The organism is Clostridium sp. LS3 (assembly GCF_055330225.1).
Genome location: NZ_CM143921.1, coordinates 3537707 through 3557000, shown reverse-complemented (window position 1 = coordinate 3557000; position 19294 = coordinate 3537707). Strand labels below are relative to the sequence as shown.

Sequence of the window (19294 nt, the reverse complement as noted above, 5' to 3'; positions counted from 1 at the left end):
TATGAGAGAAGTTATAATTGCAAGTGCAGTAAGAACTGCTATTGGTTCATTTGGAGGAGCATTAAAAGACGTATCAGCAGCAGAATTAGGAGCAGTAGTAATAAAGGAAGCTGTAGCTAAAGCAGGTATAAAGGGTGAATTAGTAGAAGAAGTTGTAATGGGTAATGTTATTCAAGCAGGGCTTGGACAAAATGTTGCAAGACAAGCAGCTATAAAAGCTGGATTACCAGTAGAAGTACCTGCTATGACAATAAATAAAGTTTGCGGATCAGGTTTAAGAACGGTTGCATTAGCAGCTCAAATGATAAAAGCAGGAGACGCAGACATAGTTGTAGCTGGTGGTATGGAAAATATGTCTCAAGCACCTTATCTATTAAAAACATCTAGATGGGGCCAAAGAATGGGCGATGGAAAAATGGTTGATTCTATGATAAATGATGCCTTATGGGATGCATTTAACAATTATCACATGGGAGTAACTGCAGAAAACATAGCTAAAGAATGGAATTTAACAAGAGAAGAACAAGATGAATTTGCACTTAACTCACAATTAAAGGCTGAAGTTGCTATTAAGGCAGGTAAATTTAAAGATGAAATAGTACCAGTTGTTATACCACAAAGAAAGGGAGAGCCAAAGGTAGTTGATACTGATGAATATCCAAGATTTGGTGCTACAATTGAAGGAATGGCTAAGTTAAGGCCTGCATTTATAAAAGATGGCACAGTAACTGCAGCTAATGCATCTGGTATAAATGATGGAGCAGCAGCTTTCGTAGTTATGAGTGCTGAAAAAGCAGAAGAATTAGGTATTACACCATTAGCAAAAATAGTTTCCTATGGACAAAAAGGATTAGATCCTTCAATTATGGGATATGGACCTTTCCATGCAACAAAAAAAGCTTTAGAAGTAGCAAATTTAAAAATTGAAGATTTAGATTTAATAGAAGCCAATGAAGCTTTTGCAGCTCAAAGTTTGGCAGTTGCAAAAGATTTAAATTTTGATATGAGTAAAGTTAATGTAAATGGAGGAGCCATAGCATTAGGCCATCCAGTTGGAGCATCAGGTGCAAGAATATTGGTTACATTACTTCATGAAATGCAAAAGAGAGATGCTAGAAAAGGTTTGGCAACTTTATGCATAGGTGGAGGAATGGGAACAGCTCTTATAGTTGAAAGAAAATAACTTTATATATAAAAGCTCTCGATATAAAATCGAGAGTTTTTATTTTGATATGAATTATAAAGATATTAATAGATAATAATAATAAATGAGAAAATATAATATTTACAATATAAAAGTGATATGTAGAACTGTATAAAATTTAAAGTAATATCTATAATAAGATTATTAAAACCTATATAACTGTTATATATATATATAATATAAATACATACAAAAATATTTAGGAAAAATTATAAAGAAAAAAACTAAAAAATGAATAATCGAATAAATATTTATTCATCCTTTAAAATAGGCACTAATAAATTATTACAGTATAAATGAATAAAAATTCATATAAACAAACAAAAATTGAAAAAAATGTAAATTTAATTTAAAAAAACTATTATGAAAATGATAACAACGGTAAAAATCTATATTTATAATATTCTGAATATTCTTTAAAATGAATAATAATTCTTTGATTTTACTACACTAGAAGAAAATAGATGTAAAAATGAAGTTTGTTAAGTAAATAGAACTTAAATACTTAAAATCGTTAAATATAGATGTTAAATGTATTATATGAATAAATATAAGATTTTCATTAATGTTTTCAGAGTAATATAATAACAAGAGTTAGTTGGGAGTGAGGATAAAATGAGTAGAGAAATGAATAAGTTAATTTCTAATATGATAAAATATGATTTAATAGCAGGATTCATTTTTGTACTTATATTATCCTTTCTAATAGACTTAAAAGTGGCTTGTGTATTTTTATTAGGATTAATAGTATCATTAACAAATTCTATAGTTAGTGGATTAATCTTAGAATATTCTTTAAATAATGATAAAAGTATATTTTTAATTCTTGGATATATTATAAGAATATTTACTATCATTGTTATAGCATTGCCATTTTTAAATAACTTAATACAACTTATATCATATCTTACAGGATATTTATCACATTTTGTTTTGATAGTATTCTATTGGATAAAAACAGGGAAAGGAAGTGATTAAGTGGAACCACTAGAACCAATATGGTCTTACGTTGCTGGGCCAATTAAGATTGAAATAGTTCCAGAGGTGGTAATGCAGTGGATAACCATTGTGTTAATAGCTATTATTGCTATATGGTCAACAAGAAATATGAAGCTCAGACCTAATAAAAAGCAAGCAATAGTAGAATCTATATATACTATGTTAAAAAATGTAGTAACGGCTAATATGGGAGAAGAGTTTTTAGACATTATTCCTTTTATAGGAAGTTTAGCGGTATTTTTATTGTTTATGAATTTTACTGGATTAATAGGACTTCCTGTACCAACAAAGAACTTTACTGTAACAGTGGCATTAGCCTTAATAACTTTTTATATGGTACAATTTTATACTATACGAAAATACGGTTTGAAAAGTTATTTCGGAGGATATACATTCCCTCTTGCTATAATTACACCAATAAATATATTAGAGAGAATAATGCTTCCAGTATCATTGGCACTGAGACTATTTGGTAATATACTAGCAGCTACATTCTTAGTAGAATTGTGTTATGAAGCATTGCATCACATAGGATTTATAGCACAGATAGGAGTTCCTGTACCGTTACATGCATATTTTGATATTTTTGACGGTGGTATTCAAACAGTAATATTTGTAATGTTAACGATGATAAATATTAAAATGATAGCAGAACATTCAGGACATACAGAGCATTAATTTTTAGTTAAGTATTATATTAATTTATTAATTATATAATTATTATATTGTTTTATATTAAAGGAGGATTTTATTATGGAAATATCAATGAGAGCATTAGGAGCAGCTATAGCTGTATTAGTAGGTATAGGAGCTGCAATTGGAATAGGAAATGCAACAGCTAAGGCTGTAGAAGGAATATCAAGACAACCAGAAGCTAGTGGTAAGATAACTACTGCATTAATGCTTGGATCAGCTTTTGCAGAAGCAACTGCGATTTATGGCTTATTAGTATCAATCCTTTTAATATTCGTTGGAGTAAAATAGTGTCTTATGGCTCCAGAAGGGAGGTAGTTATATATGTTAATGGAAATAAATCCTAGCACCCTTATAGCCACTATAATTAACTTTATTATTCTTTTTGCAATTTTAAAATATTTCTTTTTTGCTAAGGTTGAGGCTATTGTTAGTGAAAGGGAAAATCTGATTAATGATCAACTAGATAATGCAGAAGAAGAATCAGAAAAAGCAAGAATGCTAGCAATAGAAAATGAAAGAGTATTAAAAAATGCTAGAGAAGAAGGTAAAAAAGTTACTGAAAGATATAAACAAAAAGCAGAAAAAATATATGAAGAAATAGTTGAAGAGGCTAATCAAGAAGCTAAGGTTATTTTAGAGAGGGCAAAAGTAGAAATCAATAGAGAAAAGGAAAAAGTAGAATATCAATTAAAGAAAGAGGCTATAGATTTAGCTATTGAACTTTCTAAAAAGGTTATAGAGAAAAATATAGATGAAGAAAAGAATAGAGAGTTAATTGGAGAATTTATAACCAAGGTAGGTAATTCATAATGTATGAATATTTAGACCGTAGATATGCATTAGCTCTTTACGAAGTAGCAGAAGAAAAAGGAAAAGTTCAACAGTATCTTCAAGATTTAAGAGAAATTTGTAACCTTATAGAAACAAATAAAGAATTCTACGAAGTAATTAAACACCCTCAAATTAGTACAAAAAAGAAAAAAAGGACTTTTATAAATATATTTAAAGGTCATATAGATGAGGAATTATTATCATTTTTATTAATTCTTATAGAAAAAGATAGAATACTTTATTTAAAAGAAAAGTTAAAGGAAATGGAAAAAATAGATTTAGAGAGAAAAAACACTCTAAATGGAATAGTAAAGACCACAGTTCCTTTAAATGAAGAAGAGTTCAGTAATTTAAAGTCTAAATTAGAAGAAAAGTATAATAAGAATATTATGCTTGAACAGATTATTGATGAAAGCATTCTTGGAGGAATATACGTAAGAGTTAATAATGATGTTATAGATGGAACAGTTAAATCTAAATTAGATGAGCTAAGAGATTTGATGCTTAGAACAGAATAGAGGTGAAGGTATGAATATTAAGCCTGAAGAAATAACTTCCATAATCAAAAAGGAAATAGAGAGATATGAAAAAGAAATAAAAACTGTAGACTCGGGTACTATAATCCAAATTGGTGATGGTATAGCAAGAGTTTACGGGTTAGATGATTGTATGGAAGGTGAATTATTGGAATTCCCTAACAATGTTTATGGAATGGCTTTAAACTTAGAGCAAGATAACGTAGGTTGTGTTCTTTTAGGATCAGAAGAAGGAATAAGAGAAGGCGATATCGTTAAAAGAACTAATAAAATTGTTGAAGTACCAGTAGGTGAAGCTTTATTAGGAAGAGTAGTTAACTCATTAGGAGATCCTATAGATGGAAAAGGTCCTATAAATAATTCTGGTTATAGATCAATAGAAGTACCAGCTCCTAGTATTATAGACAGAAGCTCTGTTAATGAGCCTTTACAAACAGGTATAAAAGCAATAGATTCTATGATACCGATAGGAAAAGGCCAAAGAGAGCTTATAATTGGAGATAGACAAACAGGTAAAACAGCTATAGCTTTAGATACAATATTAAATCAAAAAGGTAAAGATGTAATTTGTATTTATGTTGCTATTGGACAAAAACAATCAACTGTTGCAAATATAGTTAATACTTTAGAAGAGTTTGGTGCATTAGATTATTCTATAGTAGTAAGTGGTACAGCTTCAGAATCAGCACCATTACAATATTTAGCTCCATATGCAGGATGTAGTATGGGTGAATATTTTATGCATCAAGGAAAAGATGTACTTATAATTTATGATGATCTTTCTAAGCATGCAGTAGCTTATAGAACAATGTCATTATTACTTAGAAGACCACCAGGCAGAGAAGCTTATCCAGGAGATGTTTTCTATATTCACTCAAGATTACTAGAAAGAGCAGCTAAGCTTTCAAAAGAGAATGGTGGAGGATCTTTAACAGCTCTTCCGATAATTGAAACCTTAGCAGGTGATGTAACCGCATATATACCAACTAACGTTATCTCAATAACAGATGGTCAAATATTCCTAGAAGCAGATTTATTCCACTCTGGACAAAGACCAGCAGTAAATGCAGGTATATCAGTATCAAGAGTTGGGGGAAATGCTCAAATTAAAGCTATGAAACAAGTATCTGGTACTTTAAGATTAGAGCTTGCACAATATAGAGAGCTTGAGTCATTTGCTCAGTTTGGATCTGACTTAGATAAAGATTCTAAGAAGAGATTAGAAAAGGGTAAGAGATTAGTAGAGATATTAAAGCAAGATCAATATTCACCTATGGCAGTTGAAAAACAAATAGTAATTTTATATGCAATAGTGAAAGACTTTTTATCAGATGTCAAAGTTAGTGATGTTAGAAAGTTTGAGAGAGAGCTTTTAGAATATATGGATACTCATAATAGAGAATTATTAAAGAAAATAGTTGAAGTTAAGTCTTTAACTGATGAAATAAATGTAGAATTAGAAAAATCTATATTAGAGTTTAAGAAAATATTCTTACAAGATGCATAGCTTAAATAGCTATGCACTTCTTTAGGAGGTGGAAATTTGGGATCAGCAGGACTTATAGAAATAAAAAGAAGAATAAAGTCGGTTGAAAGTACAAGAAAGATAACAAAAGCTATGAATCTTGTAGCCACTTCTAAACTTAGAAAAACAAGGAAAGAACTTAATGATAATGAACAATACTATAGTTTATGTCAAGAAATATTAGATAATCTAATGGCTGTTTTACCACAAGATTATGAAAGTCCTTTCTTTAAAGAAGATTCTAAGAATTTAGATAAACTATATATTGTTATAGCTTCAGATACAGGTCTTTGTGGAGGCTTTAATGGTAATATAGCTAATATAATGAATGAAATGATTAAAGATAAAGGGTCATCAAAAGTAGTTGTGGCAGGAAGTAAGGGAATTTCTTATATGAAAAAATACGGATTTGATACTGTAAGAGAATATGTAGAAATTCCAGATATCCCTACTATAAAAGAAGTAAGGGCTATATACGAAGATTCTTTATATATGTTTAAAAGGGGAGAAATTGGAGAAGTTAATATAGTTTTTACAGAATTCATATCCCCAATAAAGCAAGAGGTTAGAATAGAGAAATTATTTCCTTTGCAAATAGAAAGTAAAGAGTCACAACAATTTTTAATTGAGCCTAGTTTAGAAGAGGTTTTAAATTCAAGTTTAGATGCATATTTTAAAAGCAAATTAAGAAGAGCTATGTTGCATTCAAAAGTTAGTGAGCAAAGTGCTAGAATGACTGCTATGGATGGAGCAACACGAAATGCTAATGATATATTACAATCTTTAAATCTTAAGTATAACAGAATAAGACAAGGAATGATAACACAAGAGATATCTGAGATTGTAGGAGGAGCAGAAGCTCAAAAATAGTAAGGAGGTATTGCTATGCCTGAAAAAGTAGGAAAAGTAGTTCAGGTAATTGGACCTGTAGTAGATATAAAATTTAATTCAGATGATTTACCTAATATCTATAACGAAATAAGAATAGATATGGAAGAAAAGTTATTAGTAGTTGAAGTTGAACAACATATGGGAGATGACATTGTTAGAACTATAGCTATGGAATCTACTGATGGCTTAAAAAGAGGTATGAAAGCTGTTGACATGGGAAGATGTATATCTGTTCCCGTAGGTAGGGAAGTTTTAGGAAGAGTATTTAATGTTCTTGGTCATCCTATAGACAATGCTGGTAATGTAGAAATTAAAGAGATGTATCCAATTCATAGACCAGCACCTAGCTTTAAAGAACAAGCATTAGAACCACAAATGTTTGAAACTGGAATTAAAGTTATAGACTTATTAGCTCCATATCAAAAGGGTGGTAAAATAGGTTTATTTGGAGGAGCTGGAGTAGGTAAAACAGTTCTAATACAAGAGCTTATTAATAATATAGCTAAAGAACATGGAGGTCTTTCTGTATTTACAGGGGTTGGAGAAAGATCAAGAGAAGGTAACGACTTATATTATGAAATGAAAGAATCAGGAGTTATCGATAAGACAGCTCTAGTATTTGGTCAAATGAATGAGTCACCAGGAGCTAGAATGAGAGTATCATTAACAGGTCTAACTATGGCTGAATATTTTAGAGATCAAGGTCAAGATGTTCTTTTATTTATAGATAACATATTTAGATTTACTCAAGCAGGATCAGAAGTTTCTGCTTTATTAGGAAGAATTCCTTCAGCTGTTGGATATCAACCAACTCTTGCAACTGAAATGGGAGCACTTCAAGAAAGAATAACATCAACTAAGAATGGATCAATAACATCTGTTCAAGCAGTATATGTACCTGCAGATGACCTTACAGACCCAGCTCCAGCTACAACATTTAGTCACCTTGATGCAACAACAGTTTTATCAAGAAGTATAGCAGAGCTTGGAATATATCCAGCAGTTGATCCATTAGAGTCTAATTCAAGAATATTAGATCCAAGAATAGTAGGAAGAGAGCACTATGATATAGCTACAGAAGTTAAAAATATCTTAGAAAGATATAAAGAGTTACAAGATATAATTGCAATCTTAGGTGTAGATGAATTATCAGATGAAGATAAAAAAGTAGTTGCAAGAGCAAGAAGAATTCAAAGATTTTTATCTCAACCATTTACAGTTGCGGAGCAATTTACAGGAATGCAAGGTAGATATGTTCCAGTAAAAGAAACAGTAAGAGGATTTAAAGAGATTTTAGAGGGCAAGTATGACGATCTTCCAGAATCAGCATTTTTATTTGTTGGATCTATAGAAGAAGCTATAGAAAAAGCTAAGACCTTAAGATAGGGGATGATGTTATGAGTAAAACTTTTAGTGTAACTATAATAGCCCCTGGAAGAGAAGCTTTAGTAATGGAAGCAGAAAGATTGACTACTTTAACTAAAGATGGTGAAATTGAATTTAGAGCAAATCATACTCCAATAATAGTAAGTACTATTCCAACTACAACATTAGTAGTTAATGGAGGTAATAAGCAAGAAATGTTCACATCATCAGGAATAATTTATATAAAAAATAATGAATTAAAGTTCTGTTGTGATGCCGTAGAGATGCCTTCAGATATTGACATTGATAGAGCACAAGAATCAAAGGTCAGAGCGGAAAGAAGATTAAAAGAAGGTAAGGATATAGATGTTGAAAGAGCTAAAAGATCATTAGCAAGAGCAAATGCAAGAATTGGTACCTTAGATACGAATAATTAACTTTAAGATTAAAAATAGAGTAATAAAAGAATTATGAAATTCTTTTATTACTCTATTTTTCATTTTACTAAAATACTATAAGTGTAAATAGTGACAATTAATCACAAAATTCAACCTAATCTATATATTATATTATAGCTATAGATTTTGAATAAAAAAGAATAAATTGGACAATACTTAAAAAAGAAAGGTATGGGGGGAATTTATGAAAAAAGTCATAAAAGTTATATCTTCTTTAATCTTCTCTTTGTTAATTATTGGGGCATTTCCAATTAAATCTGAGTCCATTTCCAATAAATTTAATTTAATAGAAACTCAGTTAATGGATACAAATGACTTTGTTGAAAATGGCGTTAAGATCGAATATAGTGTAAATCAATCTATATATAAAGAGAAAATTCTAATTGAAGAGCAATTAAAAAAAGTCTTTGGAGAAAATGTAGATATAAATAATAATAGTATTATTTATAGAGATGACTCCAAAGAAATAAAAGTATTATTATGGAGTGATAATGAAAATACAAAAGTTCAAATCACTTATATAAATAATAATAAGAATACCAATACTCTTGAAATTAGAAAAGAATTAAAAAAAATCCAAAATATTTCAGCAAAAAATATAAAATATTTTGATTTTGTAAGGGTAAAAATAATAGAGGATCAAAAACAACATCTGTTGGAGGTACTAAGGAACAATATAAAACAGGATACTTTAGAAATATTAGATATTTATAATGGTTCTGTAGCAAAGGGAAGATTATATGATGGAAATAGAATCAGTATAGGTCATATTAAATATGATACAGGAGAATATCTAATTATAGGAACACCAGTGATATTCGTAACATACTAACAATTCATTATGGAGGATAATATGGAAAAAATTGTAGTTGAAGGTGGTAATAAACTAAGAGGTGAAGTGAATATTAGTTTAGCTAAAAATTCTGTTTTACCAATAATAGTTGCAGGTATTTTAAGTCCAAATGATATTATTATCAATAATGCACCTATGTTAGAAGATGTAGTAGTTTTAACAGATTTGTTATTAGGAATGAACTGTGATATAGAAAATGACTCAAAAGGTAATTTAAAGATAAATACTTCTAATATTAAAGCAATTGATATGAATACTGAGTTAATAAGAAAAATGAGAGCATCTTTTCTAATTATGGGACCAATGCTATCGAGATTTGGAAGATGCAAAATTTCCATGCCTGGAGGATGCAATATAGGTAGTAGGCCTATAGATTTACATTTAAAAGGATTTAAGCTTTTAGGGGCAGAGATTGAAATAGGACATGGTTTTGTAGAAGCGAAGGCTAAAAAACTTAAAGGAAATAGAATATATTTAGATTTTCCATCTGTAGGTGCAACTGAAAATTTGTTAATGGCGTCTGTTTTGGCTGAAGGCACAACAATTATAGAAAATGCTGCAGAAGAACCAGAAATATGGGACTTAGCTAATTTTCTAAATTCAATGGGAGCTAAAGTTCAAGGAGCAGGAATGGGGAAAATAACAGTAGAAGGCGTAGATTCTTTAACTGGGATAAGCTATAAACCTATATATGACAGAGTTGAAGCAGGAACCTTTATGGTTGCAGCAGCTATAACAAATAGTAAGATAATCATAAATGGAGCTAATGAAGACCATTTAAGACCTACAATAGAGAAATTAAAAGAGTGTGGAGTAAAGTTTGAGAGTATAAAAGAAAATGTTATGTTAGTTGATGGAACAGATAAGAAGAGACCTGTTGATATAAAGACATTACCTTATCCTGGTTTTCCAACTGATATGCAAGCTCAAATGATGACATTATTGTCGGTAACAAAAGGATCAAGTATTATAACAGAAACGATATTTGAAAATAGATTTATGCATGTTGCAGAATTAGTAAGAATGGGAGCAAATATAAAAATTGATGGAAGAACAGCAATTATAGAAGGAGTAGATTCTTTAACAGGATGTGATGTTAAAGCTACTGATTTGAGAGCTGGAGCAGCTATGATACTAGCTGGGTTAGTGGCTCAAGGAAATACAGAAATTAGTGATATATATCATATAGATAGAGGTTATGTGAATATAGAAGAAAAATTTAGAGGCTTGGGAGTTAATGTATATAGAGTTGATAAATAGATATATTATAAATAATTATAGCTATATTAGCCTAATTAAAGAACTTAGATTTATTCTAAGTTCTTTAATTTTATACTTTAATATATAGGAAAGCATAAAGATTTGAAATTTTGAAAATATCAATATATAAGGCTTTTAGGAATTAGATTTAGAAAAGTAGATTTGTTTTATACTTTTCTTACCTTCAGTTTGGAAGTGGACATATGTAGGTTTGTGTTGATTTGGAGCGGAGCGACGGAATAAGTAAACTTATATATGTTCACTTTTTTTATTATAATGATTTAAATAACTCAACATAAAGAATAAAAAATAAAGTATAATTAGGAAATTTTAACATATATTAAATTGTATTAGTTAAAGGGAGGCGATGTTTTTGAAAAATAAAATAAGTTCAATGAGAGATTTAGTAGAACTTGGACTTTTCAGTACTTTAGTTTTAATATTTATGATTGTAATTCCAATGATTGTAATCAAATCTTCTTCAGTAAGTGCATTAGAGGAAATTTCTCAAAATGGTATAGAAGATAATGTTGGTTCAAACGAAAATAAGTTTATAACTTTATCTGGAAATGATGTTATAAAAGTTTATATAACTAATGAAGACAAGATAGTAGATATACCTTTAGAAGAGTACGTAAAGAGCGTAGTTTCAGGAGAAATGCCAGCAAGCTTTGAAATAGAAGCTTTAAAAGCACAAGCTATAGCAGCAAGAACTTATGTATCTGCAAAAAGAACTAGACCCTGTAATAATGCTAAAGGTGGCGATGTTTGTGATACTACACATTGTCAAGTGTATATAAGTAAAGAAATTAGGTTAGAAAAATGGGAGAATAGTAGTAGTGAGAACTGGTCAAAAATTTCAGAGGCTGTTGATGCTACAAAGGGACTGGTTTTAGCATATAATAGTGAATTAGTTCAATACCCACAATTTTTCTCTACAAGTTCAGGAAAAACAGAAAATGCTGTGGATGTATTCTCGAGCGATGTTCCTTATTTAGTTTCTACTGAAAGTAAAGGGGAAGAAATAGCTCCTAAATACACAGATGAATCCAAATTTAACATAGATGATTTTGTAAATAAAATAAATTCCAAATACGCAGATGCAAATATTAGTAAGGATAATTTACAAGGTAATATAGAGATTTTATCTAGAAGTGATGCTGGTGGGGTAAAAGAAATAAGATTTGGTAAAGCAAAAGTAAAGGGAACAGATTTCAGGTTATCTTTTGGCCTAAACTCAACAAATTTTGATTTTAAAATAAGTGGAAATGAAGTAATATTCAATTGCAGGGGCTATGGACATGGAGTTGGTATGAGCCAATGGGGAGCAAATGTTATGGCTAAGGATGGTAAAAAATATGATGAAATTTTAAAACATTATTATACAGGTATTGATTTAAAGGAAGTAAAATTTAATTAAGAATCATAAGTATGTTTAAGTAAGTAGTAAAAAGTAATGGAAATTTAATTAAAAGTTTTAATTTTTAAAAGACAATATACATGTTTATTTTAAATAGGCATATATATTGTCTTTTTATATTTTACATATTTAAAGTGAATACAACAACTAGTTAGATGATAGTTTAGATGAGGTTTTTTGTTATTAAATGTAGAAATTTGATGTAAATAAATCAATTTGCATTTGTATTAATTTATGATAACGGGCAAGAATACAAAAAGGAGGTGTTGATATGGACCAAAATAAGAAAGACAAGGTAAAAGACTTTTTCAGAAAGGAGGGCTTTTATTTAGTACTATTCCTTTGTTTGTGTGTAATTGCAACTGTTGCAGTAGTTACAACGAAAAGAAATAAAGCTTTAGAACAAAGTAATAAAGCAGAAAATGAATTCACTTTAAATATTGATGATAAATCTACTTCAGAAGTTCAAAAGCAAAATGCTGACAGGGTTGAAAATAATCAAAACAATGAATTAGCACAAGAACAAGAGGTAGCATCTACAGAACAAGATGTTAATGTTTCTGCTGGAACGAATGTAGAGGTTAAATTTAAAAAACCTTTAGAAGGATCAATTGCAAGAGAATATTCTTATCCAAAGCCACAAGCTATGAGCGATGGAAGCAGTAGGAATATTAGAGGAATAGATATAAAAGCTAGTGTTGGAACTGAAGTTAAATCTGCTGCAGTGGGAGAAGTGAAAGAAGTTTCAAGCAAAGTTGAAGAAGGAAGCTATGTAGTTATTGCTCATGCTAATGGATTATATACAAAGTATTGTAATTTATCCAAAGACATAAGAGTAAATGTTGGAGATAAAGTAACAGAAGAAACTGTTATAGGAACTGTTGGAAACAGCTCAAAAATATTTACCAATGATGAATTCGGTGAACATTTGAATATACAAGTTCAAGATGTAAATGGAAAAGATTTAAATCCAACAACATATTTTACGTTTAATCAAGAATAATAAATAATTCATCAGTCATTTGGTTTAAATGACTGATGAATAAATTAGATACTAATGGTCACATATTAATAGTTTATCCAAAGGGAGGTAATATTTTGAAGGATTATATAGAAGAAAGAGTTTTAGAGGTTGCTAAATATATAATAGATTCTAAAGATACAATTAGGAAGACAGCTAAGGTATTTGGAGTTAGTAAAAGCACTATTCATAAAGATATGACAGAAAGATTACCAAAGATAAATCCAGCTATAGCAGAACAAACTCACTCTATATTAGAGTTAAATAAAGCAGAAAGACATATTAGGGGCGGAAAAGCCACTAAAATGAAATATAAAACAGCAGAGTAAGTAAATGATTACGAATTTAAGTACAAACATATTGAAGGATTACCATATTCCATATATAATAATAAATATGCTAATAATGCAAAATAAGAGAAATTTTGAAAGATTTTATAGTGCGAAAAGAGTAGGAGTGAACAAGGAATGTGGTTTTGGAGAAGTGGGAGCGATCTAGGAATAGATTTAGGAACAGCAACAGTTTTAGTTTATGCAAAAGGTAAGGGGATAATATTAAAGGAACCATCAGTTGTTGCAATAAATAAAAATAATAATAAAATACTTGCTGTTGGAGAAGAAGCAAGGAAGATGATTGGAAGAACTCCAGGTAATATAGTTGCAGTAAGGCCATTAAGAGATGGTGTTATATCAGATTATGACATAACTGAAAAAATGTTAAAAGAATTTATTAGAAAAGCATATGGAAAAAGTAAAATTACAGCTCCTAAAGTAATGGTATGTGTTCCATCACAAGCAACGGAGGTGGAAAAAAGAGCAGTTATTGATGCTGCCAGAAATTCTGGAGCAAAGAAAGTACATTTAATAGAAGAACCTTTGGCTGCTGCAATTGGTGCAGGATTAGATATAACTAAACCTAGTGGCTCTATGGTAGTAGATATTGGTGGTGGAACTACTGATATAGCTGTAATATCCTTAGGGGGAGTTGTAGTAAGATCATCAATAAAAGTAGCTGGAGATTCATTTGACGATGCTATAATAAAGTATGTACGAAATAAGTACAAGATAATGATAGGTGAGAAAACGGCAGAAGAGTTAAAGGTAAATATAGGATCAGCATTTAATGGATCAAGAAACTTAACTGCTATGATGAAAGGTAGAAATTTAATTACTGGATTACCAGATGAGGTTTCTATTACATCAGAGGAAATAATTTATGCACTAAAAGAATCAGTATCGTTAATTGTCGATAATGTTAAATTTGTATTAGAAAAAACACCACCTGAACTTGCTGCTGATATAATAGAAAAAGGCATTTTAATGACTGGTGGAGGATCTTTATTAGATGGATTAGATAAGCTAATAGAGCATGAAACAGGAGTCAATGTCGATGTTGCTAATAACTCTGTAGAAGCAGTAGCAGAGGGTACAGGCAAGGTTTTAGGATATCTAGATAAAATAGAATCTAGTCTATCAGACAAGGAAATAACTTTGATAGAGTAGTAGAATATTATACATATTATATATAATTGATTGTAAAAGGGAGTATTTTATTGCTCCCTTTTATTTATTAACAATCTTATATGCTTCAATAATTGAAGAAGAAATCACTTTAGCCATTTCCATAACTAAATTTAGACGAATGCTTCTAGATGTGAAAATTTCTGCATTTTCACTTGAATCTATTATTCCTATTATTGAGGCAATTCCAACATCAGGTAAATTTTTACCAACACCTTTTCCAGGATGTATTGGATAATCTCTGGTATGTATTTCACCAATTGAGCTATATTCACCTAAGCAAGCATCTATACCTATAGTTAAGGATTTAGGATGCAATTTATTAATTTCATTCAATATTTTATTTATATTTAAAGCATGTATTGGAGATTCTATTGTTCCGTACACTGGGAGAGGGAAGGCTTTTTCTGTTAGAAATGTGCCAACCATTGGACCTAAGCAATCACCAATACATTTATCTGTTCCTATACAAACTATTATAGTATTTTCCGTAATATAATTTTTAATAGAATTTGCTATTTCAATATGAGAATTATAAGAGTTATATAATACTTTACGCTTCACTAAAATTCACCCCCGCCATAAAAGTATATGTTTGATAAAGATTAATTATAATAAAATGTATAAAAATCATAAAAGAGGAAATTAATCAAATAAAAGGAGATGAAATAGAATGAAGAGATTACTATTTTCTACCATTACCATAATAATTAGTATAGTTATCCCAATATATTTTTTATTAGTGTGGGAGCCATTAAAAAGTGAAGAAGTTATTAGTGAAAATGTAGTAAAATACAATAAAGAAGAAGAGTTTATTAGTGAGGAAAAAAATAAATCTACAATTATTATAAATCAAGTAGATTCCTCTAATAATTTGTTTGGACATTTAGATAAAGCTAGAAAAGAAAAAATAAATGTATTAATTAGAAATTTAGCTATAGTAGATATAATAAAAGTTAATAACTATTTTTCGGATAGAGAAAATACAGTTAACATTACAAAAGGTATGTCTTTAGTAAAGCAAAGAATGTCAAATAAAGAATATGAAGAGTTTAAGGATATTATAAGTGATTATATTGATTTAGATATTATAGAAAAAGAAGTATAAGAAATTATTATTTAAAAAATTATTTTACTTATAGCAATATATATTTATTAAAAATTATTACAAGTTGAAGGGATGTTTATTTAATATCTAATATAGAATAATTATGACAGAAAAATTGTTAATAAAAAAGATATTAGTATTAATTAGAAGAAAATAAAAGAAAAACAGAATAAATTAAATATAGTTTCTTTAAATGAGTGAAAATTGTACTTGAAATTAAGATATAATAAATATATACTAATCATTGTCGGTTGAGAAGATACAAAGTTTACTTAACTGAAATTAAATAAATTTTAAACGGGGGAGTTCCCGAGTGGCCAAAGGGGGCAGACTGTAAATCTGTTACGTTTCGTTTCGATGGTTCGAATCCGTCCTCCCCCACCATTTGAAATTTATTAATTTATAATATGCTGGCATGGCTCAACGGTAGAGCAGCTGACTTGTAATCAGCAGGTTGTAGGTTCGATTCCTATTGCCAGCTCCATAAAATGGGGGAGTTCCCGAGTGGCCAAAGGGGGCAGACTGTAAATCTGTTACGTTTCGTTTCGATGGTTCGAATCCGTCCTCCCCCACCATTTTATAAAATTTTATTCTTATGGAAGCATAGCTCAGCTGGGAGAGCATCTGCCTTACAAGCAGAGGGTCACAGGTTCGATCCCTGTTGTTTCCACCATTTTAAAAATTAAATATGCTGGCATGGCTCAACGGTAGAGCAGCTGACTTGTAATCAGCAGGTTGTAGGTTCGATTCCTATTGCCAGCTCCAAATGTGGGGGAGTTCCCGAGTGGCCAAAGGGGGCAGACTGTAAATCTGTTACGTTTCGTTTCGATGGTTCGAATCCGTCCTCCCCCACCACAAAAGGCAAGTTTACTTGTCTTTTTTTATATTTTTAAATAATTTAATATTTTATCAGTTAAAGAATCTAAATATGTAATTATTTTAGGTTCTGTAGTTGACTATTAATATTAAAGATGATATAATCTGAAAAGTAAAATTTGATATTAGTTCTTATCCAGAGAGGCGGAGGGAAAAGGGCCCGATGAAACCCGGCAACCTACTTCAGTAATTTTGAGTGTGGTGCCAATTCCTGCAAAGTAATTTTGCAAGATAAGAAAGATTATGACTTTTAACATCTCTTCTTATCGAAGAGATTTTTTTATTTTATAAATTAAATTAATTAGAATTAATATCAAATAAAATGAAAGGAGAAATGAAAATGAGAAGATTATTTACATCAGAATCAGTTACAGAAGGGCATCCAGATAAGATCTGCGACCAAATTTCAGATGCTGTATTAGATAGTATTTTAGCTAAAGATCCTATGGCAAGAGTTGCTTGTGAAACAGCTGTTACAACAGGAATGGTATTGGTTATGGGAGAAATATCAACTAATTGTTATGTTGATATTCCAAAGTTAGTTAGAGAAACTGTAAAAGAAATAGGCTATGATAGAGCTAAATACGGTTTTGACTGTGAAACATGTTCAGTACTAACATCAATAGATGAACAATCAGGTGACATTGCTATGGGTGTTGATGAAGCATTAGAATCTAGAGCAGGGCAAAAAGATGATGTTGAAGCAGTTGGAGCAGGAGACCAAGGAATGATGTTTGGTTTTGCAACAAATGAAACAGAAGAGTATATGCCATTACCAATAGCTATGGCTCATAGATTATCAAGAAGATTATCAGAAGTAAGAAAGAACGGAACTTTACCATACTTAAGACCGGATGGAAAGACTCAAGTTACAGTTGAATATGATGATAATAAAGTTATAAGAATAGATGGAATAGTAATATCAACTCAACATAGTGAAGATGTATCTCAAGAACAAATAAGAGAAGATTTAATGGAGCATGTAATTAAAGCTGTAGTTCCAGCAGAATTATTAGACGATAGCACAAAGTATTACATAAATCCAACTGGAAGATTCGTTGTTGGAGGACCACAAGGAGATAGCGGATTAACTGGAAGAAAGATAATAGTTGATACTTATGGTGGATATGGAAGACACGGTGGTGGTGCTTTCTCAGGGAAAGATCCAACTAAAGTTGATAGATCAGCAGCATATGCGGCTAGATGGGTTGCTAAGAATTTAGTAGCAGCTGGAGTAGCTGATAAATTAGAAATTCAATTAGCATATGCAATTGGTGTTGCTAAGCCAGTTTCTATAGAGGTAGAAACATTTGGAACTGGAAAGAAATCAGAAGAAGAAATAATTTCAATAGTTGAAAAAGTATTTGATTTAAGACCAGGAGCTATAATAAGAGATTTAGAATTAAGAAGACCAATCTACAAGCAAACAGCTGCATATGGTCACTTTGGAAGAAATGATTTAAACTTACCTTGGGAAGATTTAAATAAAGTAGAAGAAATAAAGAAGTATCTTTAAAATAAAAAATGCTCCAATTTTGAATTGGAGCATTTTTATTTATACTAATACTTTACCAGCAACTATAACATTTTTTACATTTATGTCTTCATCAAATAAAACCAAATCTGCATCGAAGCCTTCTTTTATAAGACCTTTTCTATCTTCAACTTTACAATGTCTAGCAGCATTAAAAGTTGCCATTTTTACAGCTTCGTTTAATGAAAGACCAACATTTTTATATACATTTTTAATAGCTTTATCTAGAGTTAATATTGAACCAGCTAAGCTTCCACTTAAAAGTCTTGCAGCTCCATCTTTAACGACAACCTCTTGACCTCCTAATGCATACATACCATCAGGCATCGCACATGCCATCATTGCATCAGTAACTAATAAAACTTTATCAGTTGTCTTTTGATTGTAAGCTATTCTAAGTGATGGATATGATATATGGATACCATCAGAAATTGTTTCTGTAGTTACTTCGCTATCAAATATAGCACCTACAACTCCAGGTTCTCTATGAGCAAATGGTGTCATTGCATTAAATAAGTGAGTTGAGTGGCAGCAACCACATTTAATTCCTTCCATAGCTTCATCGTAAGTAGCTTTAGTATGACCTATAGAGCAAACTATTCCTTTTTTTGATAACTCTTTTATTAGTTCCTTAGCGCCAGGAACTTCAGGAGCAATTGTAATTGATACAACAGCATCTTCAGCATCTCCTACCATAGCATTAAAGTTTTCTATTGTTGGAGGAATCAAAAAGTTAGGGTTTTGAGCTCCAATAGCTTTTGGGCTTATGAAAGGTCCTTCAAGATGAGCACCTAAAACGATAGCACCATCAGTACCATTTTCTTTAGCTTCTTTTATAATTTCCATTGATTTTCTTATATCATCTATTGCTACAGTCATTGTAGTTGGAGTAAATGAAGTAGTTCCATGTTTAACTATAGTTTTAGAAATCTCATTAATTGCTTCAAATGTGCCATCCATCGTATCATGACCACCAGCACCATGGATATGAACATCTATAAAGCCTGGAGATAAATATAATCCTTCTGCATCAATTATTTCATTATCATTCGTATTCTTTGGGTTTATTTCTTTGATCTTTCCATTTTCAATTAAAACAGATCCCTTTTCTATCTTATCAAGATATATTATGTTGCAATTTTTTATTATCATGTAAGCACCTCCATATTGCTAATATTGTATAATATTAAGAATTTA

At 30.3% G+C, this 19294-nt stretch carries 20 protein-coding genes, 6 tRNA genes and 1 riboswitch; of the genes, 24 read left to right on the top strand and 2 right to left on the bottom strand.

Features of this window, described 5'->3' with window-relative positions; genetic code table 11:
* Nucleotide 1: 1 nt before the first annotated feature.
* The 16 genes from ACZJV1_RS16755 to mreB all read left to right on the top strand — a co-directional run bounded on the left by ACZJV1_RS16755 (nucleotide 2) and on the right by mreB (nucleotide 14561).
* Nucleotides 2-1183, top strand: coding sequence for an acetyl-CoA C-acetyltransferase (locus tag ACZJV1_RS16755; protein WP_463650849.1), 1182 nt, complete (start codon nucleotides 2-4; stop codon nucleotides 1181-1183).
* A gap of 636 nt (nucleotides 1184-1819) precedes the next feature.
* Nucleotides 1820-2182: an ATP synthase subunit I gene (locus ACZJV1_RS16750; RefSeq protein WP_460286530.1), complete on the top strand. Its 363-nt coding sequence runs from the start codon at nucleotides 1820-1822 to the stop codon at nucleotides 2180-2182.
* The gene (locus ACZJV1_RS16745) at nucleotides 2183-2881 is read left to right on the top strand and encodes a F0F1 ATP synthase subunit A (protein ID WP_322412599.1); all 699 of its coding nucleotides are present in this window, start codon (nucleotides 2183-2185) and stop codon (nucleotides 2879-2881) included.
* A 75-nt stretch (nucleotides 2882-2956) separates the two neighbouring features.
* Entirely contained in the window at nucleotides 2957-3187 is a 231-nt protein-coding gene (gene atpE / locus ACZJV1_RS16740; protein ID WP_008676605.1) for an ATP synthase F0 subunit C, read from the top strand.
* Nucleotides 3188-3226: 39 nt separating this feature from the next.
* Nucleotides 3227-3709 (top strand): F0F1 ATP synthase subunit B, encoded by a 483-nt coding sequence (locus tag ACZJV1_RS16735; protein ID WP_411170729.1) that lies wholly within the window; start codon nucleotides 3227-3229, stop codon nucleotides 3707-3709.
* Nucleotides 3709-4248 (top strand): F0F1 ATP synthase subunit delta, encoded by a 540-nt coding sequence (locus ACZJV1_RS16730; protein ID WP_460286531.1) that lies wholly within the window; start codon nucleotides 3709-3711, stop codon nucleotides 4246-4248. Before ACZJV1_RS16735 ends, ACZJV1_RS16730 begins: the two co-directional genes overlap by 1 nt.
* A 10-nt stretch (nucleotides 4249-4258) precedes the next feature.
* A complete protein-coding gene (gene atpA, locus ACZJV1_RS16725; RefSeq protein ID WP_411168988.1) occupies nucleotides 4259-5773 on the top strand; it encodes a F0F1 ATP synthase subunit alpha in 1515 nt (504 codons plus the stop codon).
* Nucleotides 5774-5809: 36 nt separating this feature from the next.
* Nucleotides 5810-6661, top strand: a complete 852-nt coding sequence (atpG, locus tag ACZJV1_RS16720; protein WP_460286532.1) for an ATP synthase F1 subunit gamma — start codon at nucleotides 5810-5812, stop codon at nucleotides 6659-6661.
* 15 nt (nucleotides 6662-6676) lie between these two features.
* On the top strand, nucleotides 6677-8068 hold the full coding sequence (gene atpD, locus ACZJV1_RS16715) for a F0F1 ATP synthase subunit beta (RefSeq protein WP_411168986.1): 1392 nt from the start codon (nucleotides 6677-6679) through the stop codon (nucleotides 8066-8068).
* A gap of 11 nt (nucleotides 8069-8079) precedes the next feature.
* Entirely contained in the window at nucleotides 8080-8484 is a 405-nt protein-coding gene (locus tag ACZJV1_RS16710; protein WP_411168985.1) for an ATP synthase delta/epsilon chain alpha-helix domain-containing protein, read from the top strand.
* A gap of 205 nt (nucleotides 8485-8689) precedes the next feature.
* A complete protein-coding gene (locus tag ACZJV1_RS16705; protein ID WP_460286534.1) occupies nucleotides 8690-9337 on the top strand; it encodes a hypothetical protein in 648 nt (215 codons plus the stop codon).
* A 21-nt stretch (nucleotides 9338-9358) separates the two neighbouring features.
* Nucleotides 9359-10618, top strand: coding sequence for a UDP-N-acetylglucosamine 1-carboxyvinyltransferase (gene murA / locus ACZJV1_RS16700; protein ID WP_411168983.1), 1260 nt, complete (start codon nucleotides 9359-9361; stop codon nucleotides 10616-10618).
* Between the two features lie 373 nt (nucleotides 10619-10991).
* On the top strand, nucleotides 10992-12038 hold the full coding sequence (spoIID, locus tag ACZJV1_RS16695) for a stage II sporulation protein D (protein WP_463650847.1): 1047 nt from the start codon (nucleotides 10992-10994) through the stop codon (nucleotides 12036-12038).
* Nucleotides 12039-12309: 271 nt separating this feature from the next.
* A complete protein-coding gene (locus tag ACZJV1_RS16690) occupies nucleotides 12310-13041 on the top strand; it encodes a peptidoglycan DD-metalloendopeptidase family protein (protein WP_411168981.1) in 732 nt (243 codons plus the stop codon).
* Between the two features lie 95 nt (nucleotides 13042-13136).
* The gene (gene spoIIID / locus ACZJV1_RS16685; RefSeq protein WP_195262752.1) at nucleotides 13137-13388 is read left to right on the top strand and encodes a sporulation transcriptional regulator SpoIIID; all 252 of its coding nucleotides are present in this window, start codon (nucleotides 13137-13139) and stop codon (nucleotides 13386-13388) included.
* A 138-nt stretch (nucleotides 13389-13526) separates the two neighbouring features.
* Entirely contained in the window at nucleotides 13527-14561 is a 1035-nt protein-coding gene (gene mreB, locus ACZJV1_RS16680) for a rod shape-determining protein (RefSeq protein ID WP_411168980.1), read from the top strand.
* A gap of 60 nt (nucleotides 14562-14621) precedes the next feature.
* On the opposite strand, the gene yyaC is transcribed toward mreB, so the two are convergent.
* Nucleotides 14622-15143, bottom strand: a complete 522-nt coding sequence (gene yyaC, locus ACZJV1_RS16675; RefSeq protein WP_463650846.1) for a spore protease YyaC — start codon at nucleotides 15141-15143, stop codon at nucleotides 14622-14624.
* 109 nt (nucleotides 15144-15252) lie between these two features.
* Here yyaC and ACZJV1_RS16670 point away from each other — a divergent pair, with 109 nt between their 5' ends.
* From ACZJV1_RS16670 to metK, 8 genes are all read left to right on the top strand, one after another.
* Nucleotides 15253-15687 (top strand): hypothetical protein, encoded by a 435-nt coding sequence (locus tag ACZJV1_RS16670; RefSeq protein WP_463650845.1) that lies wholly within the window; start codon nucleotides 15253-15255, stop codon nucleotides 15685-15687.
* A gap of 299 nt (nucleotides 15688-15986) precedes the next feature.
* A tRNA-Tyr gene (locus ACZJV1_RS16665) sits at nucleotides 15987-16071 on the top strand.
* 25 nt (nucleotides 16072-16096) lie between these two features.
* Nucleotides 16097-16171, top strand: a tRNA-Thr gene (locus tag ACZJV1_RS16660).
* Between the two features lie 6 nt (nucleotides 16172-16177).
* Nucleotides 16178-16262, top strand: a tRNA-Tyr gene (locus ACZJV1_RS16655).
* A 22-nt stretch (nucleotides 16263-16284) separates the two neighbouring features.
* Nucleotides 16285-16360 (top strand) — tRNA-Val (locus tag ACZJV1_RS16650).
* Between the two features lie 17 nt (nucleotides 16361-16377).
* A tRNA-Thr gene (locus tag ACZJV1_RS16645) sits at nucleotides 16378-16452 on the top strand.
* A 5-nt stretch (nucleotides 16453-16457) separates the two neighbouring features.
* A tRNA-Tyr gene (locus ACZJV1_RS16640) sits at nucleotides 16458-16542 on the top strand.
* Nucleotides 16543-16692: 150 nt separating this feature from the next.
* Nucleotides 16693-16801: riboswitch (SAM riboswitch) on the top strand.
* Nucleotides 16802-16903: 102 nt separating this feature from the next.
* The gene (gene metK / locus ACZJV1_RS16635; RefSeq protein ID WP_411168977.1) at nucleotides 16904-18079 is read left to right on the top strand and encodes a methionine adenosyltransferase; all 1176 of its coding nucleotides are present in this window, start codon (nucleotides 16904-16906) and stop codon (nucleotides 18077-18079) included.
* Between the two features lie 39 nt (nucleotides 18080-18118).
* Here the strand turns inward: metK and nagA are convergent, their stop codons facing one another.
* On the bottom strand, nucleotides 18119-19249 hold the full coding sequence (gene nagA / locus ACZJV1_RS16630) for an N-acetylglucosamine-6-phosphate deacetylase (protein WP_411168976.1): 1131 nt from the start codon (nucleotides 19247-19249) through the stop codon (nucleotides 18119-18121).
* Between the last annotated feature and the right edge of the window lie 45 nt (nucleotides 19250-19294).

Excerpts from the sequence above, each read along its gene's own strand:
- ACZJV1_RS16755 (WP_463650849.1), top strand. The coding sequence starts at position 2 with ATGAGAGAAGTTATAATTGCAAGTGCAGTAAGAACTGCTATTGGTTCA.
- ACZJV1_RS16750 (WP_460286530.1), top strand. The coding sequence starts at position 1,820 with ATGAGTAGAGAAATGAATAAGTTAATTTCTAATATGATAAAATATGAT.
- atpE (WP_008676605.1), top strand. The coding sequence starts at position 2,957 with ATGGAAATATCAATGAGAGCATTAGGAGCAGCTATAGCTGTATTAGTA.
- ACZJV1_RS16735 (WP_411170729.1), top strand. The coding sequence starts at position 3,227 with ATGGAAATAAATCCTAGCACCCTTATAGCCACTATAATTAACTTTATT.
- ACZJV1_RS16730 (WP_460286531.1), top strand. The coding sequence starts at position 3,709 with ATGTATGAATATTTAGACCGTAGATATGCATTAGCTCTTTACGAAGTA.
- atpA (WP_411168988.1), top strand. The coding sequence starts at position 4,259 with ATGAATATTAAGCCTGAAGAAATAACTTCCATAATCAAAAAGGAAATA.
- atpD (WP_411168986.1), top strand. The coding sequence starts at position 6,677 with ATGCCTGAAAAAGTAGGAAAAGTAGTTCAGGTAATTGGACCTGTAGTA.
- ACZJV1_RS16710 (WP_411168985.1), top strand. The coding sequence starts at position 8,080 with ATGAGTAAAACTTTTAGTGTAACTATAATAGCCCCTGGAAGAGAAGCT.
- ACZJV1_RS16705 (WP_460286534.1), top strand. The coding sequence starts at position 8,690 with ATGAAAAAAGTCATAAAAGTTATATCTTCTTTAATCTTCTCTTTGTTA.
- murA (WP_411168983.1), top strand. The coding sequence starts at position 9,359 with ATGGAAAAAATTGTAGTTGAAGGTGGTAATAAACTAAGAGGTGAAGTG.
- ACZJV1_RS16690 (WP_411168981.1), top strand. The coding sequence starts at position 12,310 with ATGGACCAAAATAAGAAAGACAAGGTAAAAGACTTTTTCAGAAAGGAG.
- mreB (WP_411168980.1), top strand. The coding sequence starts at position 13,527 with ATGTGGTTTTGGAGAAGTGGGAGCGATCTAGGAATAGATTTAGGAACA.
- ACZJV1_RS16670 (WP_463650845.1), top strand. The coding sequence starts at position 15,253 with ATGAAGAGATTACTATTTTCTACCATTACCATAATAATTAGTATAGTT.
- metK (WP_411168977.1), top strand. The coding sequence starts at position 16,904 with ATGAGAAGATTATTTACATCAGAATCAGTTACAGAAGGGCATCCAGAT.
- nagA (WP_411168976.1), bottom strand. The coding sequence starts at position 19,249 with ATGATAATAAAAAATTGCAACATAATATATCTTGATAAGATAGAAAAG.